Origin of the sequence: Sulfitobacter dubius (assembly GCF_027214245.1) — a bacterium.
Taxonomy (GTDB): domain Bacteria; phylum Pseudomonadota; class Alphaproteobacteria; order Rhodobacterales; family Rhodobacteraceae; genus Sulfitobacter; species Sulfitobacter dubius_A.
The window spans coordinates 48,785-67,599 of sequence record NZ_JAPWHM010000004.1; the positions used below are offsets into that span (position 1 = coordinate 48,785).

Sequence of the window (18,815 nt, forward strand, 5' to 3'; positions counted from 1 at the left end):
GCATCAATCCTTCTTGCGCAGTTGGATGGGGGCGAAAATCTCTTTTTGCCGGATCTCCATATGCCCCTCCTTGACCAATTGCAGGGAGGCCGCAAAGGTCGCAGCGGTCGCTGAGCGACGGCGCTCAGGATCGCTTTCCCAGCCCTCGGGCAGGTAGCTGTTCAGATCACCCCAATCGCCCGCATAGCCGATCAGCCCGCGCATCCGTTCCAGCGCCTCTTCCATGGTAAAGACCTTGTCGCGGTCCATCACAAAGGGGCGGAAATCCTCCCGCGTGCGGGTGCGCGCGTAGCCCTGCATCAGGTCCAGCAGCGTCGCGGTATAGGTGACCTTCTTGACAGTGGTGATCTCTTGGGTCTGACCGCGGGCAAAGAAATCCCGGCCCAGTTGATCCCGCGCCATCAGGCGCGCGGCAGCGTCCCGCATCGCCTGCAGGCGTTCGAGTTGGAAAGCCAGATGGGCGGCCATTTCTTCGCCCGAGGGGCCTTCTTCGGTGGGGTCCGGCGGCAGCAAAAGGCGTGATTTCAAGAAGGCCAGCCATGCGGCCATGACGAGGTAATCCGCCGCCAGTTCCAACCTCAGCTCCTTTGCCCGTTCGACAAAGGCCAAATACTGTCGCGCCAGTTGCAACACCGAAACCTTGCGCAGATCGACCTTTTGCGTCCGGCTCAGCGACAGCAGCAGGTCAAGCGGCCCTTCATAGCCTTCGACATCAATGATGAACGCCTCGGCGGCCAGCCGGTCGGCCACGGAGCCACCGGCCCCGCCCCCGTCTTCCTCGAATGTCGTGTCAGCCATGCAAAGCCCCGCCCAGAAGCGTCTCAAGCTGGGCGCTGAGGGCGTCGATGTCAACGTCATCGGGGGTTTGCCGCGCATCCAACGCACGCAGGGCACGGCTCTGGGCAGCGGGGGTCATTTCGCCTGCGGCTTCGGCCACGGCGCGGCGCTCTTCCAGCGGTCCGTTGCAAAAAAGCGCGACATCACAGCCCGCGGCAATGGCAGCACGGGTGCTTTCCGCCGGGGTCATCTGCAGGGCCTTCATCGAAATATCGTCGGTCATCACAAGGTTATCAAAGCCGATATCATCGCGGATGATCCGCATCACCTCTGACGACAGGGTCGCGGGGGTGTCGTCCAATGCGTTATAGACCAGATGTGCCGTCATGCCCATCGGCAGATCGCGCAGGCTGCGGAACGGCGCGAAATCCACGGCCTCAAGATCAATGCGGCGGGCATCCACACGGGGCAGATTGTGATGGCTGTCGAGCGTCGCGCGGCCATGGCCGGGCAAATGTTTCATCACCGGCAGCACGCCCCCGGCCAGCAGCGCATCGGCAACGGCGCGGCCAATCTCGGCCACCTGCCCCGGCGTCTCGCCGTAGCAGCGGTTGCGCAGGAAGCGGTGTGTGTTTGGCCCGGCCACATCGATCAGCGGCGCGCAGTTGCTATTGATGCCGACGCTATGTAGCTCATGAGCGATGATCCGGTACATCAGGGTGAAGGCTTTCGTCGCCTGTTCCCCGGCGCGCGCGGCCAGTTCCATCGGCGGCATCCAATCGCGCCACTGCGGGGCGCGCATCCGCTGCACGCGGCCGCCCTCTTGATCGATGGTAATTACCGCCTCATGGCCTGCCGCCTCGCGCATCTCCTCGCAAAGTGCGCGAACTTGGTCGGGGCTGTCGATGTTACGAGAAAAAAGGATGAAGCCGAAGGGCCGCACGTCCCGAAAGAACGCCTTTTCCTCGACGCTGAGCTGAAGGCCCGTCGCGTCGAGGATCGTGGCCCCGAGGGGGCGCATCAGCGCATCACCACCGGGATACAATCCGCGTTTTCAGCCACGAGAGCCGAACAGAAGCGCCGTGCATCGGCGATATCGTCAAAACCCATGGCGCGCAGGCGGTAGAACACCCGGCCACCGCTGGTCGCCTTTTGAACAACGCGGTTTTTACCTTCAAGGTAGGCGCCGAAGCGGCCCTGAAGACGGTCCCACTGTTCGCGGGCAACCTCTGGGCTGTCGAATGCACCAAGCTGCGCCATCCGGGTGCCCGCGGGAAGGGCCGCGGGATCAACTTCTTGGGCGACGGTTGCGACCGGATTGCTCTGGACTGCGGCGGGTGTCACCACGGCACCGCCTGCCGGGCGGCGCCGTGGACGCAGGGAGTTGCGTACGCCGGGCGCATTCAACACGGCCTTGACCACTTTCGGCTGCACGGAAGTATCGGCTAGCGCCATCGCCACGGCGGCATCGACCGGATCACCAGAGGCGCCCGCCCCGGAGAGCGGTGCGACACCATTGGTCAGCTGCGCCACGAGGTCTTGAACATTGCCAGAGCGGATCGCGGCGGAGGCATCGATCAGGTCGCCGTCATTCTCGTGGGCGACAGCGGGGGTCGCATTGCCCTGTGTCTTTGCGGCAACCATCGCCACTTGAACGGGCTGGTCTTCGTCTTGCAATTCCATTTGACGCGGCGCGAGGCGCAGTTGATCTGCGGGGCGACCGGCACTGCCTTCGGCGGCAACGACATTGACCGATAGGCCCTGATGGCGGGCCAATTCGCCGCCCGGCTGTTCGGGGCGCACGCGGATCTCGCCTTCGATGGCGCGGACCACTGGGATGCCGGTCACATCACGCACCAGCAGCTTGTAGCCCCAAACACCAATCCCCGCGACAAGCGCCAAGGAAACCACAGCGCCTGCGATATTGGTGAGCGTTGTCAGGGTCTTGGGCCCGCTGCCCACTGCGTAGCCATGCGCGGAATCGGGCGCATAGCCCGCCGTCGTCGGGGAAGACGTGAAATCTGCCATCTCTGCCTCTTTGCCCGCTGTGATACATCGCCACGCGGGTCTGGTCATGGGGTTGCCTGTTTTCGGCGCGCTGGTGCGGTTATCGCATCTCCTGCGCCGGTGTGACCCCAAGAATACCAAGACCCGCCGCAATTACAATCGCAACGGCACGTGACAGGGCGATTTTTGCCTGCGATGTGGCAACGTCCCCTTCTTGCAACGCACGCAGCCCGTCTTCGGAACGGCCCAAGTGGTAAAGGCTGTGGAAGTCGGACGCGAGTTCATAGAGGTAGAAGGCCACCCGGTGCGGCTCGTTGCTGCGCGCGGCGGTTTCGACCAGACGCGGCCATTCGGCTAGTTTGCGCAGCAAGCCAAGTTCTGCATCATGATCCAGCTTAGTCAGATCCGCATCCATCAGCGTGGCATCGGCAACCTCGACCCCGGCCTCTAGCGCTTTGCGCAGTATCGAAGCCACCCGAGCATGGGCGTATTGCACATAGAACACCGGGTTTTCGCGGCTTTGCTCCAGCACCTTGTCGAAGTCGAAATCGAGCATTGCGTCGTTTTTGCGCGTCAGCATGACAAAGCGCGTAACGTCCGGCCCAACCTGATCGACCACATCGCGCAGGGTCACAAATGTCCCTGCCCGTTTGGACATCTTGAACGGCTCGCCGTTTTTAAAGAGTTTCACCAGCTGCGTCAGCTTGATGTCGAGCGGCACATGACCATCACTCAATGCCGACACAGCCGCCTTCATCCGTTTGACATAGCCGCCATGGTCTGCGCCAAAAACATCGATCAGCATGTCAAAGTCGCGGCTGACCTTGTCGTAGTGATAGGCGATATCGGGGGCGAAATAGGTCCAGGACCCGTCGGATTTCTTGACCGGGCGGTCCACGTCATCGCCGTGTTCGGTGGATTTGAACAACGTCTGCTCGCGCGGCTCCCAATCTTCGGGCTTCTTGCCTTTTGGCGGCTCCAGCACGCCTTCGTAGATCAGCCCTTTGGCTTCGAGCGAGGCAATCGCCGCTTCGATCTGGCCGGTGCCGTAAAGAGATTTCTCGCTGTAGAAGACATCCATCTCAACGCCGAGGGCCGCCAGATCCTCACGGATCAAGTTCATCATCGCGTCGGTCGCAAAGTCGCGGATATGATCGAGCCATTCGCTCTCAGGCTGGTCGACCAGCTTGTCGCCATACATCTTGGCCAGCGCCTCGCCCAGCGGGATCAGGTAATCGCCGGGGTATGTGCCATCGGGGAAGGCAACCTCTTTGCCATTGGCTTCGAGGTAGCGCAGATACACGGACCGTGCGAGCACATCGACCTGCGCGCCGCCGTCGTTAATATAGTATTCGCGCGTTACGTCATAGCCTGCGAAATCCAGCAGGCTGGCCAGCGCATCGCCAAAGACCGCACCACGGGTGTGGCCCACGTGCAGCGGGCCGGTTGGGTTGGCCGAGACATATTCGACGTTCACCCGTTGACCGGCGCCGAGGATCGCGCGGCCAAAGTCGGTGCCTTGGCTGAGCACCTGCCGCGCCACGTTCTGCCAGACCGAAGGCGCAAGGCGGAGGTTGATAAAGCCCGGGCCGGCCACTTCGGCAGAGGTGATGCGCGGATCGTTCTGCAACTGCGCGGCCAGTGCTTCGGCGATGTCGCGCGGCTTCATGCCCGCGGGCTTGGCCAGCACCATTGCCGCGTTGGTCGCCATATCGCCATGCGCGGGGTCGCGTGGCGGCTCAGCGGTGATCGGGTCAAAGTTCAGGGTCGCAGGCAGAGCATCCTGCGCGACCATTTGTTCCAGTGTCGCAATGATGAGATGGCGAATTTCGGCAAATAAGTTCATGTCGGGTATCCTTGTTCCCCGCCCGTTTATCATGTGCGGGGGTGCAGTCAATGAAGCGGCGGGCCGCGATGGCCCATGTAAGGGAATGGCGTTTGAAGCGGCGTTGTCAGCCGAGGTCCAAACGCCCACTTCGGAGCCGTCGGCCAGCTTCAGACCCAAGGTACAGCGCGGCGTCTGCGGCCAACTCAGTCTGTCCCTCGGGCACAGTGATCAGATGAAAATGCAGCCCGCGTGCGCCAAAAACCTTATCGAGCGCGGCATTGGCGGCCTCAAAAGCGCCGATCATCCCATGACCAGCAAGCGCCAGCGGCTGGCTGGGGCGCGGCAGGACGGTCACGACAGCCCCCTGCCCAGCCACCAAGCCACGGCCCAAGGCCCGCACCAGCGCAGAAAGCCCCCGGATCTGCGCGTCCATGCCTTGGGCGCAATCATCGGGATCAAGCGGCATCAGGTTCAGCACCAAATGTAGCGGTGTGCCGCCCCAGTTGCGGTAAAGCGGCTCGAACCGGCTGACCAGATCCCCGGCAAGCGCCAGTCCTTCGACCCGTGCGGGCGACTGGCTCATTAGCCGTGCCAGAACGGCGGGGTCGCGGTCCATTGCCACGACTTCCGCCCCCAGACCAGCCGCGCGCTTGGCGACCGTTGGGCCCGGCGCTTGCCCCGCCGAAAGGATCGCGAAGGTCGCGTCACCGGCCAGACTTTCCGGCAGAACAGGGGTTTGTATCATGTCAGGTCACCTATGGATCACAGGGGGCAGGCTACCATGCTGCAAAGATTAGCGGAAGCTGCGCAAATCACTGCCAAAGAGACGGGCGTGTTCTTGCAACGCAAAGCGGTCCGTCATGCCTGCAATGTAGTCCGAGACCATCCGCGCCAGCGTGGTTTCATCCTCTGCCGCTTCAATCGCCGCGGCCCAATGGCGGGGCAACAGGTTGGGTTGAGACAGAAACAGCGGAAAGAGGTCTTCGACGACCTTTGTCACCTTCTCGCGATTCTCCATCACCGACGGGGCGCGGTACATGCGGGTAAATAGGAACTTTCGAATTTCGCGCAGATCCTGCCAGACGGGATCCGAAAAGCGGATCACCGGGCGGCCCTGATGACGGATGTCATCAGGGGATTGTGCGCCCGTTTCCTTTAGCAGTTTGGCAGAGGTTTCGATCACATCACCGACCATCACCCCAAAGACCCGGCGCAAAGCCTCGTGGCGACGGCGATAGCTGTCGGTGTCGGGGTAAAGCCGGTCCACTTCCGCATAGGCCGCGCCGACCATGGGCAGTTTGGCAATCTCGGCTTCGGTGAACAGGCCTGCCCGCAGACCGTCGTGCAGGTCGTGGTTGTTATAGGCGATATCATCCGAAAGCGCGGCCACCTGCGCTTCGGCGCTGGCATGGGTGTGCAGTTCCAGATCATGGCGCGCATTATAGTCAGCCAGCGCATGGGGCACGTCGCCCGTGACCGGCCCATTGTGCTTGGCAATGCCTTCCAGCGTGTCCCACGTCAGGTTTAGCCCGTCGAATTCGGCATAGTGCCGCTCCAGCGTGGTAACGATCTTGATCGCCTGCGCGTTGTGGTCAAACCCTCCGTAGGGCGACATCAACTTGTGCAGCGCATCCTCGCCGGTGTGGCCAAAGGGCGTATGGCCCAGATCATGCGCCAGCGCCACGGCCTCGGTTAGCTCGCCGTTCAGGCGCAACGCCCCTGCGATGGTGCGCGCCACCTGTGCCACTTCAATCGAATGGGTCAGCCGCGTGCGGAAATAATCGCCCTCATGCTCCACAAAGACCTGAGTCTTATGTTTGAGCCGCCGGAAGGCGGAGGCGTGGATGATCCGGTCTCGGTCCCGCTGATAGCAGGAGCGAAACGTGCTTTCCTCTTCGGGCACAAGCCGTCCCTTGGCAGTGTCCGGGTCCGAGGCGAATTCTGCGCGCATTGCGGCTGGTCCTTCTTGCGGTCCTTGTGACCTGTCCTTGTGGTTTCTATATGTTAAGGGAACGCGAAAGAAAACCGATGCATCGGAGCCCGCAGATGAACCTGCCCCCCAAAGTCACCCCCCGCGCCTTTGAACGCCTCGCCGAGATCGGGGCCGCCGACGAAGGCAAAGCCCTGCGCATCGCTGTCGAAGGCGGCGGCTGTTCGGGGTTTCAGTATGACATCGCACTGGACGAACCTGCCGAGGATGACCTCGTTCTGGAAGGCAGTGGTCAGAAGGTGGTGGTCGATAGCGTGTCCCTGCCGTTTTTGGCCGATGCGGTGATCGACTTCACCGAAGAGCTGATCGGCGCGCGGTTCACGATTGAAAACCCCAATGCCACTGCGGCCTGCGGCTGCGGCACGTCCTTTTCGATGTGAGCACATCCGGGCGCGTTCAGGCGCGCGCTCGTGCGAACCCCTCGAAAAACTGTTCGAAATGCGGGCCAGAGCGTTCGGCTGCGAGCAAGATCGCATGGCTGTCAGGTCCGAGATAAGACAGAACATGGGGGCGCATATACCCCCAATCCGCGCGGCGCCGCGCCCCCATATCATTCAGGCAAGCCGCCAGCGGACGCAGCGCACCCTGCCCGCTGCGGGCCGCGTGAAAGCGCAGCGCGCCTTGCGGCATGGTTTGGGCCTGCGACGGACGGTCTGCGATTTTCATGGCCCAGCCGGTGACAATAAATTCGTGATAATCGTCATGCATGGGCGCATCGGGCTCGGCTTGAACGCGCAGGGCGCGGTGGTAGGCCGCGATGGCATCTTCCCACAGTGGGCTTGGGTAATTGCCGCTGAAACGCAGCGCGGCGCAGACCTCGGCCAGCAGATCCATGTCCTGATCCAGAAAGGCCAGCAGCCCGGTGAAATGCAGGCTCTTTAGTGTCCCGTCTGGCAGTTCGGGAATCTGGCGGCCATAATCCGACAAGTAGAAAATGATATGTGTCAGCTCATAAGCCGCCTTTCGATTGGGCATGGCAAAGGTGACACTGCGCGAGACGAAGTCGCGCAGCCGCTGGCCAAGCGCCCCGTCACCGACCTGCGGCCCGACACCCCGACGGCGCAGCAGACGGCGGGCCTCGGCGCGTTGCAGGTCTGACAGTTCTGCGCCTTCCAGATCCGCCCGCGCAACCCTGCCGCAGAGCGCCGCGCCGTGTTGCTTTGGCAGGCCGATGGCTTCGAGGTCGAGGCAGATCGACAGGATAAAACGGTAGTATTGTGGGAAATCGCGCAGCAGATCGCGGCACCCTGCGTGGAAGGCGGCGAGCGGCTCTAGCGCCTCGGCGTCCAGCGCGGCCCCCGTGCTTGCCAGCACCCCCAGCAGTTCGGCGTTTTCCTTGAGCCAAAAAACATCCCCCTGAGCGCGACGCTCCTTCGCAAAGCTGCGGATCAAGCGGGCGGTTTGAGTGGCCAGGTCACAGCAGTCGGCAGGTCTCAGCAGAACAACATTAGTCATGATAGCGCCTCCAGATGGGAAACAGCGGGCGACGGGGCCGCCCGCTTGAACCAGTTTCAGGCATCAAAGCGCAGCACCTGCGCCTCGGTCGGTGCAAGGCCGGTTGTGAAAAGACCGACCCCTGCCCCCTGCGCGATGCTGCCGCTGTCGTGGTGCAAACCGGTGGTGAACATCGCGGTCCCCTCGCCCATCAGCATGTCACCGCCTCTGCGGTTAAGACCGGTGGTGAAAAGGCCAACCCCCGCGCCGAGCATCATCGGCTTGTCCTGTGTTTCTGGCGCTGCTACGGGGGTAAAGCTACGTGCGGAAATAGCGGTCATCGTGGTGTCCTTTCAAAGGGCTTTGCAATTTAGAGATGTAGTCCAGTTACTGATGCACTTTAAAAGTGTTTCGCCAAGGATTTTCCGCCTAAGTTATTGTACTGGTTAAGTTATCCACATTAGCGTCGCGCCACAGTTTCGACCAATTGTTCGACTTTCCGTCCTTCGCATGGTGCGAACTAAAAACTTTCCACAGGGCTGTTGCAGAACAATGGAACGCGGGAGATCTCCGCGGCTCCACCTATACTAGAACTTGCCGCCTAAGAATCACCCTAAGCGCGCAGCCCTCCCCCTTGCTCCGCCACCGCATTTGCGCGATAGCAGACCCACGTCGAAAGAGGGCCGGATATGAAAATCGCGAGTTTTAACATCAACGGTATCAAAGCCCGCGCCGCGGCCTTGCCCGAGTGGCTCGACGAGGCGCAGCCGGACGTGGTTGTGCTGCAAGAGATCAAGTCGGTCGACGAGGCCTTCCCTCGCGACATGCTCGAAGAGCGCGGTTATAACGTCGAGACCCACGGGCAAAAATCCTTCAACGGTGTGGCGATCCTGTCGAAACGCCCGCTTGAGGATGTGAGCCGCGGCCTGCCCGGCGATGACGAAGACGATCAGGCCCGCTGGATCGAGGCCACGGTCGTCGGTGACGATATGGCGCTGCGGGTCTGCGGGCTTTACCTGCCCAATGGCAACCCGGTGCCGGGGCCAAAGTATGACTATAAACTCGCTTGGATGGCGCGGCTACAAGCCCGTGCCGAGACGCTACTGGCCGAAGAAACACCCTTCCTCATGGCGGGCGATTACAACATCATCCCGCAGGCCGAAGACGCCGCCAAACCCGACAGTTGGCGCGAAGATGCCCTGTTCCGCCCCGAGTCCCGCGCCGCATGGCGTCGGCTTGTGAACCTCGGGCTTACGGATGCTTTTCGGGCGCGCACCCAAGGGCCGGGGCATTATTCGTTCTGGGATTATCAGGCCGGGGCCTGGAATCGCAACAACGGCATCCGCATTGACCACTTCCTATTATCCCCCACCGTGGCGGACCGGCTGCGCGATTGCCAGATTGACCGCGATGTGCGCGGGCGTGACAAACCGTCGGACCATGTGCCGATCTGGGTCGAACTGGATATCTAAGCCTCAGGCCTGAAGCTCGGCATCCCAATAGAGAAAATCCATCCAGCTTTCATGCAGATGGCCGGGCGGGAATTTGCGCCCCATGTTGCGCAGCTCTTCGGCGGCGGGTTGGCGCGGCGGTTTGCGCAAAGCCAGCCCCGTGCGGTGCAAGGGCCGCGAGCCTTTGCGCAGGTTGCAGGGGCTACAGGCCGCTACAACATTTTGCCAACTCGTCACCCCACCGGCCGCGCGGGGCACCACATGGTCAAAGGTCAGATCCCCCTTCGCGCCGCAATATTGGCAGCGGAATTCATCCCTCAGAAATAAATTAAAGCGCGTGAAGGCCACGCGCTTTTGAGGTTTGACATAGTCTTTGAGGACGACAACGGAAGGGATCCTGATCACCGTAGAGGGGCTGCGCACCACCTCGTCATATTCGGCGACGATCTCGACCCGGTCGAGCCATTTGGCCTTTACCGCTTCTTGCCATGGCCACAGCGACAGCGGATAATAAGACAATGGCCGATAATCCGCGTTGAGCACCAGCGCGGGGTGGTGTTTGAGCGCCGCCGGGTGGCGGGTAAATTCGGTCCTGAAATCGCCGTCCATCTGGTCGCGTCCTCTGCCCGTTTTAGTCACTATATCTCGCGGTTTCTCTCTGGCAAGACAAAGGTGAACCACTAGATGTCGCCGGTTTTGCCCAAAGATTACGACAGAGGCGTGACAGATGGGCAGAGTTTGTTAACCTTGTGGCATGATGAAAAGCCCCCTGCCCGATGCGCCCGCCCCGCAGTCCCTGCTCGAAGCCGCCGTTTACGTCGGTGATTTGGATGCAGCGCGGAAGTTTTACCGCGACATTCTGGGGCTGAAACTGTTTCAAGAGGTGCCGGGGCGGCATATGTTCTTTGCGCTCGGCCCCTCGGTCTTGCTGGTCTTCAACCCCACGGCAACAAGCCAGCCGCCCGGCAATCCGAAGATGCCGGTGCCACCCCATGGGGCGCGGGGGCCGGGGCATGTCTGCTTTGCAATGGAACGGGATGAGATCGCCGCGATGGAGACGCGGCTGCAGGCCGCCGGGATCGAGAAAGACACCAGCTTTGACTGGCCCAACGGGGCGCGCTCACTGTATGTGCGCGACCCGGCTGGCAATTCGGTCGAATTCGCAGAGCCGTCGCTCTGGGATGAGACGAAGGGTTAAAGCCCCAGTTTGTCGCGCATAAAGGCCAGCGCCACGCTCAGGCCATCTGGCGCGATGCCGTGGCCGGTGCCCTTCATCACATGGGCGTAAACGTCCTGCCACCCCGCCTCTTGCAGCGCTTCGGCGGCCTGCGGCAGGGATTGCGGCGGCACCACATCGTCGGCATCCCCATGCACCAACAGCACCGGCGGCTTGACGCGCGCCTCTTCGGCCAGCGCCTCGGGGTTCAGCAGGCGGCCCGAAAAGGCCACGATGCCCGCCACCGCATCCTCGCGGCGCGGGGCCACATGCAGCGACATCATCGTACCTTGGGAGAAGCCGAACAGCACGACCTGCTCAGGCAGCACGTCTTCGTCCACCATCAGCGCGTCGAGGAAGGCGTCGAGGTCTTCGACCGCACTCATCATGCCGCGCATCGATTCCTCTTCGGACGATCCGTCGATCCACGGAATCGGGAACCACTGGAACCCCATCGGCGCACCGGCGCAGGCTTCGGGTGCATCTGGAGCAACGAAGAGCGTATCGGGCAGATGCTCGCTCAGCGGATCGGCGAGGCCCAGCAGGTCAGCCCCATTGGCCCCATAACCATGCAGGAACACCACAACCGACCGTGTGGTGCCAGAGACCGGCTCGCAGCGCTCCGCGTTCAAAACCCGTGTCATGATAATCCTTCCTTTTGTTTCAACACCCGGTAGTAGGCAAAGAGCAAGCGCGCCGCAACCGACCGCCAAGGTGACCAAGTGGCGGCCATGGCGGAGAGGTCTCTTGGCGTCGGGCGTGCGGGCAGATCAAACAGCCCCCGCACGGCTTCTTGCAGCGCAAGATCGCCACTGGGAAAGATGTCGCGACGGCCCATGCAGAACATCACATAGACCTGCGCGGTCCACGGCCCGATGCCCGGCATGGCGACCAACGTGGCAATGGCGTCGTCATCGGACAGGCAGTGAAGTGCGTCAAAGTCGAAATCACGTTCCGCCAAGGCCAACACATAGCGCGCTTTGGGGTGGCTCAGCCCTGCAGCGCGCAGACCTTCGTCGCCCGCGTGCAGGACGTTTTCAGGGCGGTCCAACCCCGCCTCCACCAGCCGCGCATAAATCGCCCGGGCAGATGCCACGCTCACCTGCTGCCCCACGATGATGTCGAGAAGGCCCGCGAAACCCGGTGGGCGCAGACGTAGTGGCAGCGGACCGGTGCGTGAAAGCGCCATGGCAAAACGCGGCTCGGCCTCGGCCAGCCAAGCGGCTCCCTCGGCCACATCGGCGTCACAGGTGATCGGGGGCGCAAGGCTCACAGCTGCGCCACCCAGTCCATCATCGCGTCAAGGTCGTTCAGGCAGCGCGCCCCCTCTGGCAGGCGCGGCTTTTCAATGAGGATCACCGGCAGGCCAAGGGCAAGTGCGGCGTCGACCTTGGGACGGCTGGCCTGCCCGCCGAGGTTGCGGCAGATCAACAGGTCGACGCCAAGGTCACGGAACAATGCCGTTTCGCTCTCCACGGTGAATGGCGGATCACCAAAGATCAGGTCGACAAAGTCATAGGGTGCGGGCCGGTCATGGCGGCTGGTCTGGCGCAGCATGAGGCGCGCACCCTCAAAGGGCAGGAACGCGGGCAGGCTCGCCCAGCCGGTCGCGGCAAAGACGCGGGCTCCGGGCGGCACCGCACGGGCGGCTGTCGTCACATCGGGTACCGATTGCAGCAGCGGGTTGTCCAAAGGCCAGACAGGCCGGGAAAAGCTGACGAAGGGTTTGCCCATGGCCGTGGCGGCGGCAAAACCTGAGTGGCTTAGCCCCGCATCGAACCCATGGCTGAGATCGAGCACCGCATCAAAGCCCGCCATATCGCGCCGCAGGGCCGCTGCATCCGTGGCATCGCGCATCTCAAACGCCATCGGCATCGGATTGCTCCCGCGCGGCGGTTCCGTCAGCCACGCGGTGACCCTGTTCCCGGCCTCAGCCAAGGCGACGCCAAGCTGCCGCGCCTCGGCAGTGCCAGCGAGCAGAAGAAGGTTCAGCGAAGGACGGTTTGGGGCGGTCATCGGCGCAATCATCGGCGAGCTTGCCGCCGGGCGCAAGCGGGATCGGAGGCGCAAAAACCGATGCCGGGCTTGCCCTTACGCATCGGCAGGGCTACGCCTTGGCGGGAAGTGAGGAATTCAGACATGATCGACGACAGACGCGCCCGGCGCAACGTAGCGGTGCTGGTGGCGGCACAGGCCTTTCTCGGCGCGCAGATGCCGATGATTTTCCTCGTTGGAGGCCTTGCCGGTCAGTCACTGGCGACCAATGTCTGTCTTGCGACACTGCCGATTTCGATGATCGTTTTGGGCTCCATGCTCTCGGCGACGCCGGTGTCGGCCATCATGCAACGCTATGGCCGCCGGGCGGGGTTCTTTCTGGGCGCAGCGGGGGGCGCTCTGGGCGGCGCGGTCGCGGCCTACGGGCTCTATCTGGCGTCTTTCCCAGTCTTTCTGGTCGGCTCCTTACTCACCGGCGTCTACATGTCTGCCCAAGGGTTTTACCGTTTCGCCGCCGCCGATACCGCGTCGGATGACTTCCGCCCCAAGGCGATCTCTTACGTCATGGCCGGGGGGCTGGTCTCTGCGATCATCGGGCCGCAGCTGGCCACGGCGACCTCGGGCAGCCTCGTGGTTCCCTTTCTTGGCACCTATCTGGCGGTGGTGGCGGTAAACCTTATCGGCGCGCTGCTGTTTCTTTTCATCGACATCCCCAAGCCGCCAGTCCCCGCCCATGACGCGCCCAAGGGCCGTAGCCGTTGGGAACTTTTGACCACGCCGCGCATCGCCGTCGCGGTGATCTGCGCCATGGTGTCCTATGCGCTGATGAACCTCGTGATGACCTCAACCCCGCTTGCCGTCATCGGCTGCGGCTATAGCCAAGACAACGCGGGCTATGTGGTCACCGGCCATGTGTTGGCGATGTTCGCGCCGTCGTTCTTTACCGGTCATCTGATCAACCGTTTCGGGGTCGAGCGGATCATGGGCCTTGGCATTGCGATCCTTGCCGCCGCTGGCCTGGTGGCGCTTCAGGGGGTGGAGTTAGGCAACTTCTTTGTCGCGCTGATCCTTTTGGGGCTGGGCTGGAACTTTGGCTTCATCGGGGCCACCACCATGCTCGCGGGCGCGCATGAGCCGCATGAGCGCGGACGGATGCAGGGCCTGAACGATCTGCTGGTGTTCGGCGGCGTGACCGTCGCCTCGCTCGCCTCGGGCGGTTTGATGAACTGTTCGGGTGGCACGGCGCAAGAAGGCTGGGCAGCGGTGAACCTCGCCATGGTGCCCTTCTTGGTGCTGGCCGGTGGCTCGCTGATCTGGTTGGTGCTGCGCAGCCGCAAGGAAACGCAGCTGAGCTAAGCGCCTACCAGCGCGACACCATGGCCCGCAGCGCGAAATGGCGGCGCGGGTCAGGCAAGCCTACTTCGGAGACCCTTTGCGGGTCTGCCACAGCCGCGTGCAAAACAGGTCCGGCATGGGCGGCAGGCAACAATGCGGCCCGCGCCGCCTTTGGGATCTGCCCCCGTTTGGCCCGCGCCGATTTCAGGCGGTCCAGTGCTCCCTTGGCAAGAGCCGAAACCCCTTCCGCCGTGCCATCGAGCAGCGGCACACGGCCCGCCTCCTCCAAACTCGGAATCGCACAGAACCATGCGGCGATGCCAGTGGCATAGGCCGCATCCCGCACCACCGCTTCCTCCGTCGCGCCAAGGCGGCGCGCGGCGACCCACATCAGATGGCCTGCGGTCTGGTCGATGTAGCGCTCGAAGTGGCCAGCATCCTCAAAGGGGTCTTTGTAGATATCCCACCGCCGCGCGGCGACGAGTTCATCGAGTAGTTCCGCATCTTCACGCGCGATGGCGCGGGCCAGCGGCGTGGTGACTTCGTGACGCCTGACGGGACCGCCCTTGGCAATCTCCTCCAGCGCGTCGCGCCACCATTGCAGGCGCATCTCGGCGATCATCGCCTCTTGGGTGACCCAAGGCGCACGGGCAACCTCGACGTTGAAGGCATAGAGCGGGAAGAGCAGCTTGCGCGCCTGAAGGGGCGCCGCCATGGCCGCGCGAAAGCGCCATGGGTCAGCGCGCTCTACCATGGCGGCGCAGGCGTTCAGGTCGGCGTCGAAGGTCATGCGGGGCGTGCCACCGTCAACAGATAGCCAAATTCGTCCCGGTGCGCGCGCCAGCAGGCGATTTCCGCCTCTGTTGCATCAAGCACCTTTGCCAATGCGTCATCCGCGCCGGGGCGCAGCTTTTCGATGCGGGCCTCCAGCGGGGTATAGTAATTCTCCCACGCCTCCTCCGATAGAACGCGGGTTGCCACGACCTCATAGCCCGCCGCGCGCACCCGGTCGGCAATGCCATCGGCGTCGCTCATCGCTGGATAGTCGGCCCATTGCCCGCGGGCCTCCTCTGAAGGGGTATCGGTCAGCCAGCAGGGTTCGGAGAATGCCACCACACCACCCGCGCGCAGGGATTTGCGCCAGCGGCTCAGCGCCTCTGTCACGCCAAGGAAGTAGACCGCACCGGCGCACCAGATCAGGTCGTATTCATTGGCGATGGCAGCCATATCCGCGCGCAGCAGGGTGACATTGCTATCCGCAACAAAACGCCCTCGGGCGGTGTCGACGAAATGCGCGGTTTTATCGAGTGCGGTGACATGCCCCTGCGGGATCGCTGCGCGCAGGGCGCCGATGTCGCTGCCGGGGCCGCAGGCCACATCCGCGATCTCGGCCCTTGCGGGCAGGTCGACCTGCTCCACGGCCCAGCTCACATCCGCAGGCTCCCCCGGCCCTTCGCGCGGCAGATCACGGTGCAGGGTGAAAAAGGCGGTCATATCGTCTGTCATTGGGCGCGGTCCCGGATCAATTTCCAACGTATCGCATCTAGCAGGGCCTCGAAGGAGGCGTCGAGTATGTTGGCGCTGACGCCCACCGTGGACCAGCGCCGCCCCTGCCCGTCTTCGCTGTCGATGATGACGCGGGTGGTGGCTTCGGTGCCGCCTTGGGTGATCCGGACTTTGAAGTCAACCAGACGCATGTCATCCAGAAGGCTGCTGTATTTCCCTAAGTCTTTTACCAGCGCCTTGGACAGCGCGTTGACCGGGCCACGGTCCGCGCCGTCCTCGTCCAGCGATTCCGAGACTGAGAGCCGTTTTTCTCCGTCGACATCGACCACCACGACCGCTTCGGAAAGGCTAACCATCCGGCCTTCGGCATTGCGGCGGCGTTCGACCGTAACGCGGTAGCGCTCCACCTCGAACAGATGCGGCAACTGGTCCATCACGTCGCGGGCAAGAAGCTCGAAGCTCGCCTGAGCGGTGTCATAGGCATAGCCCTGCGCCTCACGGTCCTTGACCACCTCCAAAATCCGGCCAAGCGCCGGATCGCCCTTGGCCACGGCCAGCCCGGCATCGCTCAGCCGTTTGCGCAGATTGGATTGCCCGGCTTGGTTCGACATTGGAATGACGCGGGTATTACCGACCAGAGCGGGGTCGATATGTTCATAGGTGCTGGGGTCTTTGGCAATGGCGCTGGCATGGAGCCCGGCCTTATGCGCGAAAGCCGACGACCCCACAAAGCCCGCCTGTTTCATCGGCACGCGGTTGAGGATCTCGTCGAGCATTCGACTGGTCCGCGTCAGCCCTTTTAGCGCGGCGCCGGTCACGCCAATCTCGAACTGGCTGGCGTATGGGTCTTTCAGCAGCAGGATCGGGATCAGCGCAGTCAGATTGGCGTTGCCGCACCGCTCACCCAGCCCGTTCAGCGTACCTTGGATTTGGCGCGCGCCCGCGTCGACGGCGGCCAGCGTGCAGGCCACGGCGTTTTCGGTGTCGTCATGGGTGTGAATGCCCAGCCGGTCACCGGGGATGCCTGCGGCGATCACATCGCGGGTGATGCGGCCGATCTCTTCCGGCAGCGTGCCGCCATTGGTGTCGCAAAGCACGATCCAGCGCGCACCCGCGTCATAAGCCGCGCGGATCGCCTCAAGCGCGTAGTCGGGGTTGGCCTTATAGCCGTCAAAGAAATGTTCGGCATCAAACAGCGCCTCGCGCCCTTGGGCGACCAGATGGGCGACGGATTTGGCGATGTTGTCGGTGTTTTCCGCCAGCGTGATGCCAAGGGCGGTTTTGACGTGGAAGTCATGGGTCTTGCCGACGATACAGACCGACTGCGTTCCGGCGTTCAATACGGCGGCCAAAACGTCGTCATTTTCTGCCGACATGCCCGCGCGTTTAGTCATGCCAAAAGCGGTGAGCCGTGCCGAGGTGGGCGGTGCCGCGTCGAAGAAGGCGCTGTCGGTCGGGTTCGCACCGGGCCAACCGCCTTCGATGTAATCTACGCCGAGGGCGTCGAGTGCTTCGGCGATCTGGCGTTTCTCGTCAGTGGAGAATTGAACGCCTTGAGTCTGCTGCCCGTCGCGCAGCGTGGTGTCATAAAGCCAGAGACGTTCGCGCGTCACAACAGCCCCTCCAGCTGCGCCCGATCAAAGCCGGGCGGTGGGGTCAGTTTCACGCCGTCCTTGCTCATCTGGACTTCGATCCCGACAGAGGTGAGCGCGGTTTTGATCCGATCGACCTGCGCAAAATCTTTGGTCTCCATCGCGGTAGCACGGGCATCACTCAGAAAGGCTTCGATGTCGCTGAGGTCCAGCGCCTTCACCGCCGCCCAATCGGGGATCAACTCATCCATCAGCCCCAAAAGCGAGAGCGCGCCGCGCAGACCCGCCGTATCGCCCGCATTCGACAGACGGTGGCATTCGGTCAACGCACCGTGGGTGTTGAGGTCATCCGCCAAGAGCGTGACGAGGTCCGAAGAAGGCGCTGCGGCCTCAGCCTCCGCCGCCTGAAGATACCATTTGCGAAGGGTCTTCTCAGCCTCCTCGCGCTTCTTCTCGGTCCAGTCCATCGGCTTGCGGTAATGGGTCGAGAGCATGACGAAGCGGATCACCTCGCCCTGCACGCCTTGGTCCAGCAGATCGCGGACGGTAAAGAAATTGCCCAAGGACTTGGACATCTTCTTGCCCTCGACCTGCAACATCTCATTGTGCAGCCAGTAGTTGGCAAAGCCGTGGCCCGCGCATTTGGATTGGGCGATCTCATTCTCGTGGTGCGGGAACTGCAGGTCGATGCCACCGCCGTGGATGTCGAACCGCTCCCCCAGCAGGTCATGCGCCATGGCGGAGCATTCGATATGCCAGCCCGGACGGCCCTGCCCCCAAGGCGACTCCCAACCGGGCGTGGCCTCATCCGAAGGTTTCCAGAGTACGAAATCCATCGGGTCTTCTTTGTAAGGCGCGACTTCAACCCGCGCGCCTGCGATCATATCGTCGACCGACCGTCCCGAAAGCGCGCCATATTCGGCATATTTGCGCACCCGGAACAGCACATGGCCTTCGGCCTCATAGGCGTAGCCCTCATCGATCAAGCTGCGGATCATCGCGACCATCTGGGGGATATACTGTGTCGCGCGAGGCATGTGGTCGGGCTCCAAGGCGCCCACCGCGGCCATGTCGTCGAGATACCACTGGGTCGTCTCGGCTGTGATCTCGCCAATGCTGCGCCCGCTGTCGGCGGCGCGTGCGTTGATCTTGTCATCGACATCGGTGAAGTTGCGCACGTAAGTAACGTGTTCGGGGCCATAGACGTGCCGCAGCAGCCGGAAGAGCACATCAAACACGATCACGGGCCGCGCGTTGCCCAGATGCGCCCGGTCATAGACCGTGGGGCCGCAGACATACATCCGCACATTCCGCGCATCAATCGGCGTGAAATCCTCTTTCTTCCGGGTGGCGGTGTTGTGCAGCTTGATCGTCAGGTCACGGGTCATGGGCAGGCGTCCTTGCGCGGGTGTGACGCGGGCTTGGCATAGTTTTGTCAGAATGGGAATGACGTGAACAGCGGCCCGCGAGGATGTCTCAGCGGGTAATGCAGCAAATAATGAGCGTTGCGGTGTTCATGACAAGCTTGTAGCAAGCCCGCCGCCCTGCGCCAAGCCCCTTGTCCGGTTAAGTTTTATGCGCGCAGGGCGTGGCCATGACATTCAAATGACAGCCTGCTTGAGGCGGCACTGCCCCTCTTTGCCAGATGACATGCCCGCCACGCGGCCTGTCCGCACAAAAAAGG

20 protein-coding genes are annotated in these 18,815 nt (G+C 62.8%); 4 read left to right on the forward strand and 16 right to left on the reverse strand.

The genetic code is table 11. The features are described 5' to 3' along the window. Positions 1–3: 3 nt before the first annotated feature. The 6 genes from O4H31_RS10355 to O4H31_RS10380 form a co-directional block, all read right to left on the reverse strand. Complete coding sequence (locus O4H31_RS10355; protein ID WP_269345464.1) at positions 4–798, reverse strand: segregation and condensation protein A; 795 nt, start codon at positions 796–798, stop codon at positions 4–6. After that, the gene (nagZ, locus tag O4H31_RS10360) at positions 791–1,798 is read right to left on the reverse strand and encodes a beta-N-acetylhexosaminidase (RefSeq protein ID WP_269345466.1); all 1,008 of its coding nucleotides are present in this window, start codon (positions 1,796–1,798) and stop codon (positions 791–793) included. The genes O4H31_RS10355 and nagZ overlap by 8 nt, the downstream gene beginning before the upstream one ends. Beyond that, entirely contained in the window at positions 1,798–2,805 is a 1,008-nt protein-coding gene (locus tag O4H31_RS10365) for an SPOR domain-containing protein (RefSeq protein WP_269345467.1), read from the reverse strand. Before O4H31_RS10365 ends, nagZ begins: the two co-directional genes overlap by 1 nt. A 79-nt stretch (positions 2,806–2,884) precedes the next feature. Continuing rightward, positions 2,885–4,630: an arginine--tRNA ligase gene (argS, locus tag O4H31_RS10370; protein ID WP_269345469.1), complete on the reverse strand. Its 1,746-nt coding sequence runs from the start codon at positions 4,628–4,630 to the stop codon at positions 2,885–2,887. 106 nt (positions 4,631–4,736) lie between these two features. Next, the gene (locus tag O4H31_RS10375) at positions 4,737–5,357 is read right to left on the reverse strand and encodes a hypothetical protein (protein ID WP_269345471.1); all 621 of its coding nucleotides are present in this window, start codon (positions 5,355–5,357) and stop codon (positions 4,737–4,739) included. Between the two features lie 48 nt (positions 5,358–5,405). After that, the gene (locus O4H31_RS10380) at positions 5,406–6,563 is read right to left on the reverse strand and encodes a deoxyguanosinetriphosphate triphosphohydrolase (RefSeq protein WP_269345473.1); all 1,158 of its coding nucleotides are present in this window, start codon (positions 6,561–6,563) and stop codon (positions 5,406–5,408) included. Positions 6,564–6,658: 95 nt separating this feature from the next. Between O4H31_RS10380 and O4H31_RS10385 the strand changes: the two genes are divergently transcribed. Beyond that, positions 6,659–6,982, forward strand: coding sequence for a HesB/IscA family protein (locus tag O4H31_RS10385; RefSeq protein WP_067265985.1), 324 nt, complete (start codon positions 6,659–6,661; stop codon positions 6,980–6,982). Positions 6,983–6,998: 16 nt separating this feature from the next. On the opposite strand, the gene O4H31_RS10390 is transcribed toward O4H31_RS10385, so the two are convergent. Further along, positions 6,999–8,057 (reverse strand): DUF6902 family protein, encoded by a 1,059-nt coding sequence (locus O4H31_RS10390; protein ID WP_269345475.1) that lies wholly within the window; start codon positions 8,055–8,057, stop codon positions 6,999–7,001. A gap of 56 nt (positions 8,058–8,113) precedes the next feature. Next, a complete protein-coding gene (locus O4H31_RS10395) occupies positions 8,114–8,377 on the reverse strand; it encodes a DUF6749 family protein (RefSeq protein ID WP_269345476.1) in 264 nt (87 codons plus the stop codon). A 348-nt stretch (positions 8,378–8,725) separates the two neighbouring features. Here O4H31_RS10395 and xth point away from each other — a divergent pair, with 348 nt between their 5' ends. Further along, a complete protein-coding gene (gene xth / locus O4H31_RS10400) occupies positions 8,726–9,508 on the forward strand; it encodes an exodeoxyribonuclease III (RefSeq protein ID WP_269345477.1) in 783 nt (260 codons plus the stop codon). 3 nt (positions 9,509–9,511) lie between these two features. Here xth and O4H31_RS10405 read toward each other — a convergent pair whose 3' ends face one another. Continuing rightward, positions 9,512–10,096 (reverse strand): HNH endonuclease, encoded by a 585-nt coding sequence (locus O4H31_RS10405; RefSeq protein ID WP_067621954.1) that lies wholly within the window; start codon positions 10,094–10,096, stop codon positions 9,512–9,514. A gap of 145 nt (positions 10,097–10,241) precedes the next feature. On the opposite strand from O4H31_RS10405, the gene O4H31_RS10410 reads away from it, so the two are divergent. Beyond that, on the forward strand, positions 10,242–10,685 hold the full coding sequence (locus O4H31_RS10410) for a VOC family protein (protein ID WP_269345478.1): 444 nt from the start codon (positions 10,242–10,244) through the stop codon (positions 10,683–10,685). Here the strand turns inward: O4H31_RS10410 and O4H31_RS10415 are convergent. The 3 genes from O4H31_RS10415 to O4H31_RS10425 are packed head-to-tail and all read right to left on the reverse strand — an operon-like array spanning position 10,682 to position 12,719. Beyond that, the gene (locus tag O4H31_RS10415; protein ID WP_269345479.1) at positions 10,682–11,347 is read right to left on the reverse strand and encodes an alpha/beta hydrolase; all 666 of its coding nucleotides are present in this window, start codon (positions 11,345–11,347) and stop codon (positions 10,682–10,684) included. The genes O4H31_RS10410 and O4H31_RS10415 overlap by 4 nt on opposite strands. Beyond that, on the reverse strand, positions 11,344–11,976 hold the full coding sequence (locus O4H31_RS10420; RefSeq protein WP_269345480.1) for a DNA-3-methyladenine glycosylase family protein: 633 nt from the start codon (positions 11,974–11,976) through the stop codon (positions 11,344–11,346). The genes O4H31_RS10415 and O4H31_RS10420 overlap by 4 nt, the downstream gene beginning before the upstream one ends. Then, complete coding sequence (locus O4H31_RS10425; RefSeq protein WP_269345481.1) at positions 11,973–12,719, reverse strand: precorrin-6A/cobalt-precorrin-6A reductase; 747 nt, start codon at positions 12,717–12,719, stop codon at positions 11,973–11,975. Before O4H31_RS10425 ends, O4H31_RS10420 begins: the two co-directional genes overlap by 4 nt. Positions 12,720–12,842: 123 nt before the next feature. Here O4H31_RS10425 and O4H31_RS10430 point away from each other — a divergent pair, with 123 nt between their 5' ends. Continuing rightward, positions 12,843–14,054 (forward strand): MFS transporter, encoded by a 1,212-nt coding sequence (locus O4H31_RS10430; protein WP_269345482.1) that lies wholly within the window; start codon positions 12,843–12,845, stop codon positions 14,052–14,054. A gap of 4 nt (positions 14,055–14,058) precedes the next feature. On the opposite strand, the gene O4H31_RS10435 is transcribed toward O4H31_RS10430, so the two are convergent. From O4H31_RS10435 to cysS, 4 genes are read right to left on the reverse strand one after another with little or no spacing between them, the layout of a single operon-like run. After that, positions 14,059–14,823: a squalene/phytoene synthase family protein gene (locus O4H31_RS10435; protein WP_269345483.1), complete on the reverse strand. Its 765-nt coding sequence runs from the start codon at positions 14,821–14,823 to the stop codon at positions 14,059–14,061. After that, positions 14,820–15,539: a class I SAM-dependent methyltransferase gene (locus tag O4H31_RS10440; protein WP_269345484.1), complete on the reverse strand. Its 720-nt coding sequence runs from the start codon at positions 15,537–15,539 to the stop codon at positions 14,820–14,822. The genes O4H31_RS10435 and O4H31_RS10440 overlap by 4 nt, the downstream gene beginning before the upstream one ends. Beyond that, positions 15,536–17,152, reverse strand: coding sequence for a citramalate synthase (gene cimA / locus O4H31_RS10445; protein ID WP_269345486.1), 1,617 nt, complete (start codon positions 17,150–17,152; stop codon positions 15,536–15,538). Before cimA ends, O4H31_RS10440 begins: the two co-directional genes overlap by 4 nt. Then, positions 17,149–18,519 carry a cysteine--tRNA ligase gene (gene cysS, locus O4H31_RS10450; RefSeq protein ID WP_269345488.1) on the reverse strand — a complete coding sequence of 457 codons (1,371 nt, stop codon included), beginning with the start codon at positions 18,517–18,519 and terminating at the stop codon, positions 17,149–17,151. The genes cimA and cysS overlap by 4 nt, the downstream gene beginning before the upstream one ends. Positions 18,520–18,815: the final 296 nt, after the last annotated feature.

Coding starts and splice junctions, on each gene's coding strand:
- O4H31_RS10440 (WP_269345484.1), bottom strand. CDS start 15,539: ATGACAGACGATATGACCGCCTTTTTCACCCTGCACCGTGATCTGCCG.
- O4H31_RS10405 (WP_067621954.1), bottom strand. CDS start 10,096: ATGGACGGCGATTTCAGGACCGAATTTACCCGCCACCCGGCGGCGCTC.
- O4H31_RS10415 (WP_269345479.1), bottom strand. CDS start 11,347: ATGACACGGGTTTTGAACGCGGAGCGCTGCGAGCCGGTCTCTGGCACC.
- O4H31_RS10380 (WP_269345473.1), bottom strand. CDS start 6,563: ATGCGCGCAGAATTCGCCTCGGACCCGGACACTGCCAAGGGACGGCTT.
- O4H31_RS10435 (WP_269345483.1), bottom strand. CDS start 14,823: ATGACCTTCGACGCCGACCTGAACGCCTGCGCCGCCATGGTAGAGCGC.
- O4H31_RS10425 (WP_269345481.1), bottom strand. CDS start 12,719: ATGACCGCCCCAAACCGTCCTTCGCTGAACCTTCTTCTGCTCGCTGGC.
- O4H31_RS10365 (WP_269345467.1), bottom strand. CDS start 2,805: ATGGCAGATTTCACGTCTTCCCCGACGACGGCGGGCTATGCGCCCGAT.
- O4H31_RS10390 (WP_269345475.1), bottom strand. CDS start 8,057: ATGACTAATGTTGTTCTGCTGAGACCTGCCGACTGCTGTGACCTGGCC.
- xth (WP_269345477.1), top strand. CDS start 8,726: ATGAAAATCGCGAGTTTTAACATCAACGGTATCAAAGCCCGCGCCGCG.
- O4H31_RS10385 (WP_067265985.1), top strand. CDS start 6,659: ATGAACCTGCCCCCCAAAGTCACCCCCCGCGCCTTTGAACGCCTCGCC.
- O4H31_RS10395 (WP_269345476.1), bottom strand. CDS start 8,377: ATGACCGCTATTTCCGCACGTAGCTTTACCCCCGTAGCAGCGCCAGAA.
- O4H31_RS10355 (WP_269345464.1), bottom strand. CDS start 798: ATGGCTGACACGACATTCGAGGAAGACGGGGGCGGGGCCGGTGGCTCC.
- argS (WP_269345469.1), bottom strand. CDS start 4,630: ATGAACTTATTTGCCGAAATTCGCCATCTCATCATTGCGACACTGGAA.
- cysS (WP_269345488.1), bottom strand. CDS start 18,519: ATGACCCGTGACCTGACGATCAAGCTGCACAACACCGCCACCCGGAAG.
- O4H31_RS10410 (WP_269345478.1), top strand. CDS start 10,242: ATGATGAAAAGCCCCCTGCCCGATGCGCCCGCCCCGCAGTCCCTGCTC.
- nagZ (WP_269345466.1), bottom strand. CDS start 1,798: ATGCGCCCCCTCGGGGCCACGATCCTCGACGCGACGGGCCTTCAGCTC.
- O4H31_RS10375 (WP_269345471.1), bottom strand. CDS start 5,357: ATGATACAAACCCCTGTTCTGCCGGAAAGTCTGGCCGGTGACGCGACC.
- O4H31_RS10430 (WP_269345482.1), top strand. CDS start 12,843: ATGATCGACGACAGACGCGCCCGGCGCAACGTAGCGGTGCTGGTGGCG.